Origin of the sequence: Stenotrophomonas sp. SAM-B, assembly GCF_013387485.1 — a bacterium.
Lineage (GTDB): Bacteria > Pseudomonadota > Gammaproteobacteria > Xanthomonadales > Xanthomonadaceae > Stenotrophomonas > Stenotrophomonas maltophilia_AA.
Map to the genome: position 1 here is coordinate 11844 of NZ_JABBXB010000015.1, position 12145 is coordinate 23988.

The following is a 12145-nucleotide window of genomic DNA, read 5'->3' on the forward strand; positions in this document are numbered from 1 at the left end:
GGCCGGCCGCTGCGGCCGCATTGGATTGCTGATTGCCATGGGCGACAACACCCCCCGCTTGCTGACCGTTGCCGTGACTTCGCGGGCCCTGTTCGATCTGGAAGAGGGCCACGCGCTGTTCGAGGCCGAAGGCGTCGATGCCTATGCCGAGTACCAGCGCAAGCACGAAGACGATGTGCTGCGCCCCGGCGTGGCCTTCCCGGTGGTGCGCAAGCTGCTCGCGCTCAACCAGGGCCAGTCGCCGGAACAGCCGCGGGTGGAAGTGATCCTGCTCTCGCGCAATTCGGCCGATACCGGCCTGCGCATCTTCAATTCGATCCAGCACTACGACCTGGGCATCATCCGCGCGACGTTCACCGCGGGCGAGCCGACCTGGCCGTATGTGAAGCCGTTCGGCACCGATCTGTTCCTGTCGGCCAACCCGGAGTCGGTGCGCCGCGCGCTGCTGCACGGCATCGCCGCCGCGACCATCCTGCCCAAGCCACCGGGCGAGACCATCGCTGCGGCCGAACAGGTCGATCTGGGCCGTCCGCTGGGCCAGCTGCGCATCGCCTTCGATGGTGATGCGGTGATCTTTGGTGACGAGAGCGAGCGCATTTCGCGCGAGCAGGGGGTGGAAGCGTTCGGGCGCCATGAGCGCGAGAACGCCCGCGAACCGCTGAGCGGCGGTCCTTTCCGCAACTTCCTCTCGGCCCTGCACACCCTGCAGGCGGTGTTCCCGTCGGGCGAGGATGCGCCGATCCGCACCGCTCTGGTGACCGCGCGCTCGGCGCCGGCACACGAGCGCGTGATCCGCACCCTGCGCGAATGGGGCGTGCGCCTGGATGAAGCGCTGTTCCTCGGCGGCCGCCACAAGGGGCCGTTCCTGGAAGCTTTCGGCGCGGACATCTTCTTTGACGATTCGCAGCACAACATCGACAGCGCGCTGCAGCACCAGAGCGTGGCGGCCGGACATGTGCCGCATGGCGTCGCCAACGACGGTTGATGCGCCACCCGGAGGTGCGTGGGCCCATGTCCCACCAACGGTGGCGCCCATGTACCCACCAACGGTGGCGCCGATGTACCCACCAACGGTGGGTACCTACCGGATCGGCAGGACCGACGGGGCGGTGGTGTCGGGGTTCAATGGCAGCCGGATGTCGACGAGTCGCCAGCGCAGGCCCGAACGCTGCAGGACGAACACCACTGGCGCGCCCTGCGGGGTGTGGGTGGTAGCGGTAAAGCGCGACAGCGACTCGAAACGATGGGTGGCACCGTTCAGCGGCCGCGCCGGTCGTGGCGCCGCGTAGGCATCGTTGCTGGGGCTGTCCAGGTCGTTGCTGGCGCGCTTCCACAGGGTGTGGCCCTCGAGCAGGGCGCCGATGCCGGTCGGGGTCACCAGTGCATCCACGGCGGTCGCGCTGAGGCGGTCACCGGCCGAGAGCAGCAGCGCACCGAACAGGCTGGACTGCAGGTCCGGCCCGGCGCGGCGCACCACGTAGTCGCTCAGCTGCGCGCGCAGGTTGGCGCGCAGCATCGGGAAGTCCACGTAGCGGTCGAGCGTGGCGGTATCGCGCTGTTCGATCGCGCGGCTGAGGCCATGCACGGTCACATAGGGGCCGCTGAACACGATGCCCGCCAGCACCACCAGCAGGATGACCGTCAGCCAGAGCAGTTTCTTCATCGGATCTGCCTTGCAGTGTTGGCGCCCAGCTTGCCGCAGCCGGCGTCAGCGCACGTGAAGCTCAGAATTCCAGGTCCAGCGCCGCGCACAGGTAATCCACGAACGGGGCCAGCGTGACCAGGTCGGCTGCGATCGTCTGGCGCAGTCGCGGCCCGGTCATCGTGGCGTCGTCCAGCGAGCGCCAGAACACCCAGTTGCGGTGCTTGAGATCGTCGATGAACTCGAAATCCGGTTCGAACCCGCGCGGGGCGCGCACCAGCTTCTCGCTTTCCTCGAAATCGAATTTCTTCCGCAGCACCGGCGAATGCGCGGCGGCCTTCCAGCTGCCCGGGTTGTCGACGATGAAATGCCGCACCTTGCGCTGCGTGGCCGGCTCGGGATGCCACAGGCCGGCACCCACGAAGCTCTCGCCCGGCTGCAGGTGGATGTAGAACGACGGCGCCGGCACCTGCTTGCGCCGCTCATGGAACAGGCGTGCACCCTGCCAGCTCTTGTAGGGCGACTTGTCGTTGGAGAAGCGCGCATCGCGGTAGATGCGGAACAGCGAGCCGCCCACGGTGCGCGGATCGGCACGGAAGTGCTCGCTGACCGCGGCCAGGTCCGGCTGCAGATCGGTGATCAGGCGCAGGAACGGCTGGCGGACGTGCTCTTCGTACTTCGGCTTGTGCTCGTTGAACCAGGTCTTGTCGTTGTTGCGGGCCAGGCCACGCAGGAAGGTGAAGGTGGCCGGGCTGAAATACGTGCTCATAGGCTGCTCTGCAGGTGGGTGCCCCAGTCACGCAGCTGCTGGAGCAGGGCGAGCTTGCCGGCATCGTCGGCGTGCTCCGCGGCCAGTGCATCCAGCTGCGCGGTGAACTGCGGCAGGGTCTGTTCGCCCAGCGATGCATCGCCGAGCAGGCGCTGGCGACGATAATCGTTCCAGCGTGAGCGCTCGGTGGTGTCCAGGGTGTCGAGGTAGTTTCGGGCGCGGTAGCGGAACAACAGCTCGGGCATGCGCGGGTCGCGCAGGCGCTCGGCGAAGCTGGCCAGTTCCGCGGGCGGGCTGGTGCGGATGCGCGACATCAGGGATTTGTCGCCGTCGGCGAGGAAGCCGTCGTACAGCGAGGCGTCCACATCGCTGGGGGCCAGCGTGCGCTCGCCCGAGTACACCTGGCGGGCCTTCTCGGCCAGCGCGGGGCCGATCTGGCGCAGACGCTCGGCCTTGGCCTCGATCGCGGCCGGGTCGATGCCCAGGCGGGCATGGTCCGCCGGGCGCAGGTGGTTCCAGGCGACCAACGCCGGCACCTTGTTGAGGTGCACTTCCTTGAGGGGCACGCGCTGCTCGCCTTCGGCCATGTCGGCGGCACGGGTGTACAGGCGCGCGGCGATGGTTTCCGGGGGCAGATCGAGCAGCGGCTCGATATCGCCGTCCAGGTCCAGCGCGATGATGCGGTTGTTGATGAAGGGATGGCGCGCCAGTGGCAGCACCGGCGCGGCGCACATGCGCTGTGCCGGGTAGCGCATCGAGATGTGCAGTACCGGCTGCATCGCGTCCGCATCCAGCAGGCTGCCGACGAATCGCTTGTCGCGCAGTTTCAGCGCGTAGTCCCACAGGCGTGGCTGGGCCTGCTTGAACAGCTTCGCCAGACCGATCGTCGCGTACACGTCGGACAACGCTTCATGCGCATCGCCTTGGCGGACGTTGTTAGCCGTGGCCAGGTGCTCGAGCTTGAACGAGGTCGCGCCGTCCTCACGCTGCGGCCAGACAATGCCGTCCGGGCGCAGCGCGTGGAGCAGCCGCATCATGTCCAGCAGGTCCCAGCGTGAGTTGCCGTTGCGCCACTCGCGCTCGTACGGATCGTAGAAGTTGCGGAACAGCCCGTGGCGGACGAACTCATCGTCGAAGCGCAGCGTGTTGTAGCCCAGCGAGCAGGTGCCCGGCCGCGCCATCAGATCGTTGATGCGCGAGAACGCCTCGGCTTCGGTGACGCCGGCGCTGAGTGCGTGCTGCGGGGTGATCCCGGTGATCAGGGTGGCGATCGGCGAGGGCAGCAGGTCGTCGGCCGGTTTGACGTAGAAGCTGACCGGCTCATCGATGATGTTCAGATCGGCATCGGTGCGGATACCGGCGAACTGCGCGATGCGCGTGCGGCGCGGGTCCTGGCCGAAGGTCTCCAGGTCATAGAACAGGAAGCTGTCGGCCATCAGTGCGCACCCTCCAGGACGGGCAGTTGTTCATGGACCAGGCGCTCGAGCGCGGCCCAGTCGATATGCGCCAGGCTGTCGTGCCCGGCGGTGGCGTCTTCGAGCATGCGTCGCTGCAGCTCGGTGCGCGCCAGCGCAACGGCATACGGCGTACGCAGGAAGGTGACCATCGTGTAATGCGGCACGAAGCGGGTTGGCCAGCGCGCCTGCAGCGCCTGTTCCAGTTCGCGCTGCAGCAGGAACTGCGGATCGGCCACGCGGTCGCGCATCTCCAGGTAGTTCTCCAGCGCCATCTGCTGGATCGCTTCGGCATTCGGCTTGCGGTCGGCCTCGAATGCGGCGAACGCCTCGCCCAGCGAGTCCTGCTCCAGCAGGTGCGCGGCCAGGGCGATGCAGTCTTCGAACGCGCAGTTCATGCCTTGGCCGTGGAACGGCACCATCGCGTGCGCGGCATCGCCGATCAGGACCGCGCGGCCCTTCATGTGCCAATGCTTGAGGTGCAGCGTGCCGAGCAGGCCGGGCGGGTGCTGCTCCCAATCGCGGCGCAGGTTCGGGATCAGCGCCAGCGCATCGGGGAAGTCGCGCGCGAACAGCGCTTCGGCCTCGGCGCCACTGTTGGTGGTGGCAAAACTCGGGTCGCCCTCGTTCGGCAGGAACAGCGTGACCGTGAACGTGCCTTCGTCGTTCGGCAGCGCGATGCACATGTAGTGCCCACGCGGCCAGATGTGCAGTGCATTGGCCTCGATCCGGAAACCACCGTCATCGGTCGGCGGGATTTCCAGTTCCTTGTAAGAGTGGTCCAGGAAGTCGATGCGCTCATCCAGCGGCTGCTTGCGGTTCATCGCCGCGCGCAGCGCCGAGCCGGCCCCGTCGGCACCGATCAGGGTATCGAAGCGGATGTCGTGCGGCTGGTCGTCGCGGTCATCGATGAAACGCGCGTAGCCGGCATCGAAATCCACGGTGTGCAGGCGGCGGTGGAAGTGCACGGTCGCGCCTGCATCCTCGGCCAGCTGCAGCAGGGTGGTGTTGAGGTCCTTGCGGTGGATCGACCAGATCACTTCGCTGTCATCGCGCCCGTAGCGCTGCAGCTGCGGTTCGCCCTCGCGCGGGTGGATCATGCGCCCGCGCATCATCACCGCCTTGGCCATGACCGCGTCTTCGACACCGGCCTGGCGCAGCGCGTGGCGGCCACGCTCGGCCAGGGCCAGATTGATCGAACGGCCGGACTCGTAATCGCTCACGCGCGGGTCGCCGCGGCGCTCATACAAGGTGATCTGCCAGCCCTGGCGGGACAGCAGGATGGCCAGCAGTGAACCGGCCAGACCTGCGCCGATGATGCTGAGCGAGCGGGAGGGGGTAGCGATCAAGGCGATATCCGTGGGGGCGGGGAGGGCGGTCGGATCAGAGACCGGCCCAGGCTTCCACTTCCTCGACGAAGTGGTGCAGGTCGAGGTAGCGGTTGTACAGCGGTGTCGGCGAGATGCGGATCACGTCGGGCTCGCGCCAGTCACCGAGCACGCCCACGGTCTGCAGGTACTCGAACAGGCTGCGGCCACGTTCGCGGCCACCGGCCACGCGCAGCGAGAGCTGGCAGCCACGGCGCTCGGGTTCGGACGGGGTCAGCACCTCGAGCACGCCGGACAGGCGGGCACGCACGAGGGCATCGAGCATGCCGGTCAGGCGCAGCGACTTGGTGCGCAGCGCCTCGATGCCGCCGGCTTTGTCGACGACGTCCAGCGCGGCGCGCAACGGTGCCAGGCCCAGCACCGGCGGATTGCTGAGCTGCCAGCCTTCGGCACCGACGGCGGGCACGAACTGCGGCGCCATCTTGAAGCGGGTGGCTTCCTCATGGCCCCACCAGCCGGCGAAACGCGGCAGCGTGGCATCGCGATGATGGCGTTCGTGCACGAAGCAGCCGGCGACGGCGCCTGGGCCGGCGTTGAGATATTTGTAATGGCACCACACGGCGAAATCCGGAGCGATGTCGTGCAGCGCGAGCGGCACGTTGCCGACGGAGTGCGCAAGATCGAAACCGATCCGTGCACCCTGCAGGCGGGCCATGCGGGTGATGGCCTCCAGATCGAAGACCTGGCCGCTGCGGTACTGCACGCCGGGCCACAGCACCAGCGCCAGACGCGGACCGTGTTCGGTGATGGCGCGTTCGATGGCCTGCAGCGAGATCGTGCCGTTGGGCTCGTCGGGCTGCACTTCGATCAGGTCGGTATCCGGATTAAAGCCGTGGAAGCGGATCTGCGATTCCACCGCGTGCCGATCGGTCGGGAAGGCGCCGGCTTCCATGAGGATGGCGGGGCGTTCGGACGTAGGCCGGTAGAAACTGACCATCATCAGGTGCAGGTTGACGCTGAGGGTGTTCATCGCCACGACTTCGCTGGGCAGGGCACCGACGACGCGGGCGAGCTGTTCGCTGACCAGGCGGTGGTAGTGCAGCCACTGGGTGTCGCCGGTGAAGTGGCCTTCCACGGCCAGCGCGGCCCATTTGTCCATGACTTCCTGGACGGCAGTCCGGGCGCCGCGCGGCTGCAGGCCCAGCGAGTTGCCGACGAAGTAGGTCTGGTCGCGGTGGTTGTGCTGCGGGAAGACGAATTCATTGCGCAGGGCGCGCAGCGGATCGGCGGCGTCCAGGGCAACGGCATGGGTGCGGCTGAGGATCTCGGACATGGTGCAACCGGCGGTGTCAGTGAGCCGACAGTTTATCCGGGTGGTGGGGGTGTGGGCTGAATCTGGCTTGCGGTGCTGCTTTGGCTGGGTCTGGAAACCCACCCCCGCCGGCCCACTTCCAGGCAATTCAAGCGCCGCTTGGCTTTCAGTTCGCAGGCAACGGATCCACATGCCCACACGCATCGCACGTGCGCAGCTCCAGCGAAGAGTGATAGCGATCGAACACCGTCGGCAGATCCGTCTCGATGTTCTCCAGCGCGAAAAACTCCTCATACAACTTGTGATTGCACCGCTCGCAGAACCACATCAACCCATCGCGCTCATGCGCCAGCCGCTTGCGCTCCACCACCAGGCCGACACCGCCCGGTGGACGGCGTGGCGAATGCGGCACGCCACCCGGCAACAGGAAAATCTCGCCCGCGCGGATCGGAATGTCGCGTACCGCGCCATCCTCCTGCACCTTCAGCGTCATCTCCCCTTCCAGCTGATAGAACCACTCCGGGCCCTCGTCGTAATGGAAGTCCGTCCGGCTGTTCGGGCCGCCGACCACCATCACGATGAAATCGCCGTTCTCGATCATCTTGTTGCCCACCGGCGGCTTCAACAGATGCCGGTGTTCCTCGATCCAGCCGAGCAGATTGATGGGGGAGGCAAGCATGGTCGCTGTCCGAAGAAAGGAAGGATCAGTCGCGCCGACCGTGGCGCGGAACGTAGGACAGTGCCTTCTCGTAGGCCGGCTGCAGGTCTTCCGGCGCGCCTACGTCGATGCCCATCTCGCGCACGCGGCCGTCCTTCAGGCTGTATACCCAGCCGTGCACCATCAGCTTTTGGCCGCGTGCCCATGCGTCCTGCACGATCGTCGAACGGCAGGCGTTGACCACCTGCTCGATGACGTTCAACTCGCACAGGCGGGCATGCTTCAGCTCCGGCTCCTCGATCGCTTCCATGATCGCCGCATGCTTCTGCGCCACATCGCCTACGTGGCGCAGCCAGTTGTCGGCCAGGCCGACGCGCGTGTTGTTCAAGCTGGCGTGCACGCCGCCGCAGCCGTAGTGGCCCACGATCAGGATGTGCTTCACCTTCAGCTGGTCCACGGCGTACTGGATCACGCTCAGGCAGTTCAGGTCGGTGTGCACCACCACATTGGCCACGTTGCGGTGCACGAACACCTCACCCGGTGCCATGCCGATGATCTGGTTGGCCGGCACGCGCGAGTCGGAACAACCGATCCACAGGTATTCCGGGTGCTGCTGCTTGGCCAGCTGGTGGAAGAAATCCGGGTCTTCTTTCTCGATCCGGTCCGCCCATTCGCGGTTGTTCTGCAGCAGCTTGTGGATGTCTTTCATCGTGCGGGGTCCCTGACGTCGGGTGGGGGCAAGGCGTGGCCATCATGGCCGCGTCGTCGCAGGAGTGGGGAAGGTCAGTCGGCGGCGGTGCCGCCCTCGCGGCGCGAGCGCATCCACTGCGCCAGCTCGCGGGATGCCGGGGCGCCCAGTGCCGACAGCGCGTCGATCACGCTGGACTGGTTGGCTTCGGGGTGGTTCTGGCTGAGCTTGAGTTTGATCTGCACCTGCGCCGGCCGGAACCGGAAACCGACGATGCCGCCGAGCATGCGCTGCTGGCGGGGCTCGATCGGCAGCAGGTCCCAGTCGCCGCCGACCTGCGCCTCGTAGTGCGCGCTCAGGCCGTCGAGCATGGCGATCAAGGCATCGGGATCGGTCACCGGCTCCAGCACGCCACGCAGTTCCGCAGCGGCGTAGTTCCAGGTCGGGACGCGCGCCTGCGCGGCTTTATCCGGATACCAGCTTGGCGATATGTAGGCGTGCGGGCCATGCACCAGCATCAACGCAGGGCCGGCGTGTCCCGCCTGCGGATTGGGCCTGGCCCAGTGGCCTTCGATCAGGATGCCGTCGGCATCGCGCTTGTACAGCACCGGCAGGCGGGTGGCCTGCGGCAGACCGTCGGCCCCGGTGGTGACCAGGGTGACGAATGCATCACGCGCCAGCAGCCGGTCCAGCCAGATCAGGTCGGTCTCGACGAAGGCGGACGGGATGAACATCGGCGGTTACGCGCGGGCGCCCAGGCTCTGGACCATGCGGCCGTGGAGGGCGTCGTCACTGTCGGCCTGCGGCGGCTGCACTTCATGCAGCGAGAAGCCGCGGACCAGGGCGTCCTCTTCGTCCAGACCATCGTAGGCGACGAACTCGGCGTCGAACAGCTGCGAGCGCGCGGTGTCTTCACTGTCGTAGCTCAGCGTGTTGCCGTCGCTGTCCAGCACCTCGGCGGTGCCGGCCGGGCGGACCCGCAGGCGGGCCCAGATCAGCGTGTTGCCAAGGCTGGCCAGGAACCACTCGTCGTGGTGGGAAGTGTCGTCGTTCATGTCAGTACCATCGAAAGCAGCCAGAGCAGGGCAGCCATGCCCAGTCCGGCAAGAAGAGTAAGCAGCGAGAGCCAGGCCGGCGTGGCCAGGCCGGTCAGCGAGCGGTCACTGCTCTGGCGATAGTCGCGGCCGAGCAGCCAGCGCAGCGCATCCGGGCGCAGGAATGCGCCCGTACCGAAGCGATCCGCCAGCGCCGGATGGCGGTCGCGGATGTGGACCAGGGTCAGCGGCCAGAAGATCACGAAGGCACTGAACCCGGCGATCGCCACGCCGACGAAGCACAGCGCGAAGAACAGGGTCATGGGCTTGGTGCCTCCGTGGTCGGGATCAGAATTCGGCGCTGCCCGGTGCGCGCGGGTAGGGGATCGCGTCGCGGATGTTGCTCAGCCCGCAGACGTAGACCACCAGGCGCTCGAAGCCCAGGCCGAAACCGGCGTGCGGCACCGAACCGTAGCGGCGGAAATCCCGGTACCAGCCGTAATGCTCCGGGTCCAGACCGAACTGCGCCATGCGCGCATCGAGCACGTCCAGGCGCTCTTCACGCTGGCTGCCGCCGATGATCTCGCCAATGCCCGGGGCCAGCACGTCCATCGCGGCGACGGTCTTGCCGTCGTCGTTCAGGCGCATGTAGAAGGCCTTGATGTGCTCGGGGTAGTTGGTCACCACCACCGGGCGGCCGATGTGTTCTTCGGTCAGCCAGCGCTCGTGCTCGGTCTGCAGGTCCAGGCCCCATTCGACCGGGAAGTCGAACTTCTTGTCGGCCTTCTGCAGCAGCTTCACCGCTTCGGTGTAGTCGATCTGCTCGAACGGGGCATTGATGAAGCCTTCCAGCTTGGTGATCGCGTTCTTGTCCACGCGCTCGGCCAGGAAGGCCAGGTCATCGCCGCGCTCATCGAGCACCGCGCGGAACAGGTACTTCAGGAACTGCTCGGCCAGGCGCGCGTCTTCGGCCAGATCGGCGAAGGCGATTTCCGGCTCGATCATCCAGAACTCCGCCAGGTGGCGGGTGGTGTTGGAGTTCTCGGCACGGAAGGTCGGGCCGAAGGTGTAGACCTTGCTCAGCGCCAGGCAGTACGCCTCGACGTTCAGCTGGCCGGACACGGTCAGGAAGGTTTCCTTGCCGAAGAAGTCGCGGCTGAAATCCACCTCGCCCTTCTCGTTGCGCGGCAGGTTGGCCATGTCCAGGGTCGAGACCCGGAACATCTGGCCGGCACCTTCGGCGTCGGACGTGGTCACGATCGGGGTGCTGATCCAGTTGAAGCCGTTCTGGTGGAAGAACCGGTGCACGGCCTGGGCCAGGCAGTTGCGGATGCGGGTGACCGCACCGAACAGGTTCGTGCGCGGGCGCAGGTGCGCCACTTCGCGCAGGAACTCCGGGCTCATCGGCTTGGGCTGGATCGGGTAGGTCAGCGGATCTTCGACCAGGCCGACGATCTCGATGTCGCTGGCCTGGATCTCGAAGGACTGGCCCTTGCCCTGGGACTTGACCAGGGTGCCGCGGGCGATCACCGAGCAGCCCGGGGTCAGGCTCTTGATGTCGTCGAAATTGGCCAGGGTGTCATTGGCCACCACCTGGATCGGGGCGAAGCAGGAGCCATCGGTGACATTGACGAAGGCAAGCGCCGCAGAGCCGCGCACCGTGCGGACCCATCCGCGTACTGTTGCCTCGCCGCCTTCCGGGATCTTCCCGGCAAGCGCATGTTCAACGCTGACCACCGTCATGACTTGAATCCTCTGTTGATCGACTCGATCTCTGAACACGGAGTTTAACGGGTGCGGTGTTCGGCTTGCGAGGCATTTCTTGCGGGCTTCGGGGCCGCCGGCCGTGTGAACCGCAGCTGCGGCCGCCGAGGCCGGGCCGCGCCATACCCTCTATACTGATCACGATCCGCTGGAGTTGCCTGTCATGTCCGTAAGCCTTACCCCTGTTGCCTTTGCCCGTGTGCAGAAGTTCGTCGAACAGACCCCCGGCGCGCTGGGCCTGCGTTTCGGCGTGACCCGCACCGGCTGTTCCGGCTGGGGCCACATCACCGATCTGGCCCGCGATGAGCGCGAGGGCGACACCGTCTTCGAGCAGGACGGGGTCCGCATCTATGTGGATGCCACCAGCCTGGACCTGGTCGACGGCACTGAAATCGACTTCGGCAAGCATGGGCTGAGCGAGACCTTCACGTTCAGGAACCCGAACGCGACCGCCGAATGTGGCTGCGGCGAGAGCTTCACGACCGAGTCCGACAAGGCCTGATCGCCCGCGCGCCGGGCCTGTTGCGCCCTCCTGGCTTGCCTGAAACCCCTTCTGCTGCCACAATGCGCGGCTTCCTGCCTGATTCCGGGCAGGACCCTTGCCCCACCGCGTTCACCTGCGGGGGGCTGTCCGGCCCTCAAAGGGCCACATCCGAAAGGTAAAAACACATGAGTCGTCATTACGAAGTCGTGTTCCTGGTCCATCCGGACCAGAGCGAACAGGTCCCGGCCATGATCGAGCGCTACAAGGCGCTGGTCGAGAACGGCAATGGCACCATCCACCGTCTGGAAGATTGGGGCCGTCGTCAGCTGGCTTACCCGATCCAGAACCTGGTGAAGGCCCACTACGTCATGCTCAACATCGAGTGCGACCAGGCCGTGCTGAGCGAGCTGGTGGAAAGCTTCCGCTTCAACGACGCCGTTCTGCGCAACCTCGTCATCAAGCGTGACGAAGCTGACACCGAGCAGTCGCTGATCATGAAGAGCAAGGACGAGAAGGGTGACAAGCCCGAGCGTGGCGAGCGTCGTCGTCGTGATGACGAAGAAGGTGAAACCACCCCCGCCGCCGCTGACACCGATGCCGGCGAAGACGCCGCTTCGGCCGCTTAAGGAGCACTGACATGTCCAAGTTCTTCCGTCGTCGCAAGTTCTGCAAGTTCACGGCCGAAGGTGTCAAGGAGATCGATTACAAGGATCTCAACACCCTGCGCCAGTACCTCACCGAGAACGGCAAGATCGTGCCGAGCCGCGTGACCGGTACCAAGTCGAAGTACCAGCGCCAGCTGGCAACGGCCGTCAAGCGCGCCCGTTTCCTGGCCCTGATTCCGTACACCGACAACCACGACGTCTGATGAAGGCAGGCGGCCTTGCGGTCGCCGCTTTCGCGGATCTGGCCGCCCGCGCTGCATGGCGTCGGGCGGTTTCCAGGTCTGCCGTTCGGATATTCGGACAGCCATCCGCTGCGGGGCCTGAGCCTCGCTAACGAATACATATTT

General features: G+C 66.3%; 15 protein-coding genes. 4 read left to right on the forward strand and 11 right to left on the reverse strand.

The window, feature by feature from the left end; genetic code table 11:
• Nucleotides 1-37: 37 nt before the first annotated feature.
• Entirely contained in the window at nt 38-985 is a 948-nt protein-coding gene (locus tag HH110_RS17935; protein WP_088434636.1) for a 5'-nucleotidase, read from the forward strand.
• Between the two features lie 96 nt (nt 986-1081).
• Here the strand turns inward: HH110_RS17935 and HH110_RS17940 are convergent, their stop codons facing one another.
• From HH110_RS17940 to asnS, 11 genes are all read right to left on the reverse strand, one after another.
• Complete coding sequence (locus HH110_RS17940; RefSeq protein WP_176990887.1) at nt 1082-1663, reverse strand: DUF2939 domain-containing protein; 582 nt, start codon at nt 1661-1663, stop codon at nt 1082-1084.
• Nucleotides 1664-1724: 61 nt separating this feature from the next.
• The gene (locus tag HH110_RS17945) at nt 1725-2411 is read right to left on the reverse strand and encodes a DUF2461 domain-containing protein (protein ID WP_019184359.1); all 687 of its coding nucleotides are present in this window, start codon (nt 2409-2411) and stop codon (nt 1725-1727) included.
• On the reverse strand, nt 2408-3847 hold the full coding sequence (gene sbcB, locus HH110_RS17950; protein ID WP_176990888.1) for an exodeoxyribonuclease I: 1440 nt from the start codon (nt 3845-3847) through the stop codon (nt 2408-2410). Before sbcB ends, HH110_RS17945 begins: the two co-directional genes overlap by 4 nt.
• Complete coding sequence (locus tag HH110_RS17955) at nt 3847-5214, reverse strand: NAD(P)/FAD-dependent oxidoreductase (protein WP_176990889.1); 1368 nt, start codon at nt 5212-5214, stop codon at nt 3847-3849. Before HH110_RS17955 ends, sbcB begins: the two co-directional genes overlap by 1 nt.
• Before the next feature lie 34 nt (nt 5215-5248).
• Nucleotides 5249-6526 (reverse strand): kynureninase, encoded by a 1278-nt coding sequence (gene kynU, locus HH110_RS17960; protein WP_176990890.1) that lies wholly within the window; start codon nt 6524-6526, stop codon nt 5249-5251.
• 145 nt (nt 6527-6671) lie between these two features.
• Complete coding sequence (locus HH110_RS17965; protein ID WP_176990891.1) at nt 6672-7184, reverse strand: 3-hydroxyanthranilate 3,4-dioxygenase; 513 nt, start codon at nt 7182-7184, stop codon at nt 6672-6674.
• A 25-nt stretch (nt 7185-7209) separates the two neighbouring features.
• On the reverse strand, nt 7210-7872 hold the full coding sequence (gene can / locus HH110_RS17970) for a carbonate dehydratase (RefSeq protein WP_176990892.1): 663 nt from the start codon (nt 7870-7872) through the stop codon (nt 7210-7212).
• 74 nt (nt 7873-7946) lie between these two features.
• Nucleotides 7947-8585: an FMN-binding negative transcriptional regulator gene (locus tag HH110_RS17975; RefSeq protein WP_176990893.1), complete on the reverse strand. Its 639-nt coding sequence runs from the start codon at nt 8583-8585 to the stop codon at nt 7947-7949.
• Nucleotides 8586-8591: 6 nt separating this feature from the next.
• Nucleotides 8592-8906, reverse strand: coding sequence for a hypothetical protein (locus tag HH110_RS17980; RefSeq protein WP_121037851.1), 315 nt, complete (start codon nt 8904-8906; stop codon nt 8592-8594).
• Nucleotides 8903-9208, reverse strand: a complete 306-nt coding sequence (locus tag HH110_RS17985) for a hypothetical protein (protein WP_176990894.1) — start codon at nt 9206-9208, stop codon at nt 8903-8905. Before HH110_RS17985 ends, HH110_RS17980 begins: the two co-directional genes overlap by 4 nt.
• 25 nt (nt 9209-9233) lie before the next feature.
• Nucleotides 9234-10628, reverse strand: a complete 1395-nt coding sequence (gene asnS, locus HH110_RS17990) for an asparagine--tRNA ligase (RefSeq protein ID WP_176990895.1) — start codon at nt 10626-10628, stop codon at nt 9234-9236.
• Between the two features lie 184 nt (nt 10629-10812).
• Here asnS and HH110_RS17995 point away from each other — a divergent pair, with 184 nt between their 5' ends.
• From HH110_RS17995 to rpsR, 3 genes are all read left to right on the forward strand, one after another.
• Complete coding sequence (locus HH110_RS17995) at nt 10813-11151, forward strand: iron-sulfur cluster assembly accessory protein (protein WP_176990896.1); 339 nt, start codon at nt 10813-10815, stop codon at nt 11149-11151.
• Between the two features lie 167 nt (nt 11152-11318).
• On the forward strand, nt 11319-11759 hold the full coding sequence (gene rpsF, locus HH110_RS18000; protein WP_019184348.1) for a 30S ribosomal protein S6: 441 nt from the start codon (nt 11319-11321) through the stop codon (nt 11757-11759).
• Nucleotides 11760-11770: 11 nt separating this feature from the next.
• A complete protein-coding gene (gene rpsR / locus HH110_RS18005) occupies nt 11771-12001 on the forward strand; it encodes a 30S ribosomal protein S18 (RefSeq protein ID WP_002804494.1) in 231 nt (76 codons plus the stop codon).
• Nucleotides 12002-12145 lie beyond the last annotated feature (144 nt).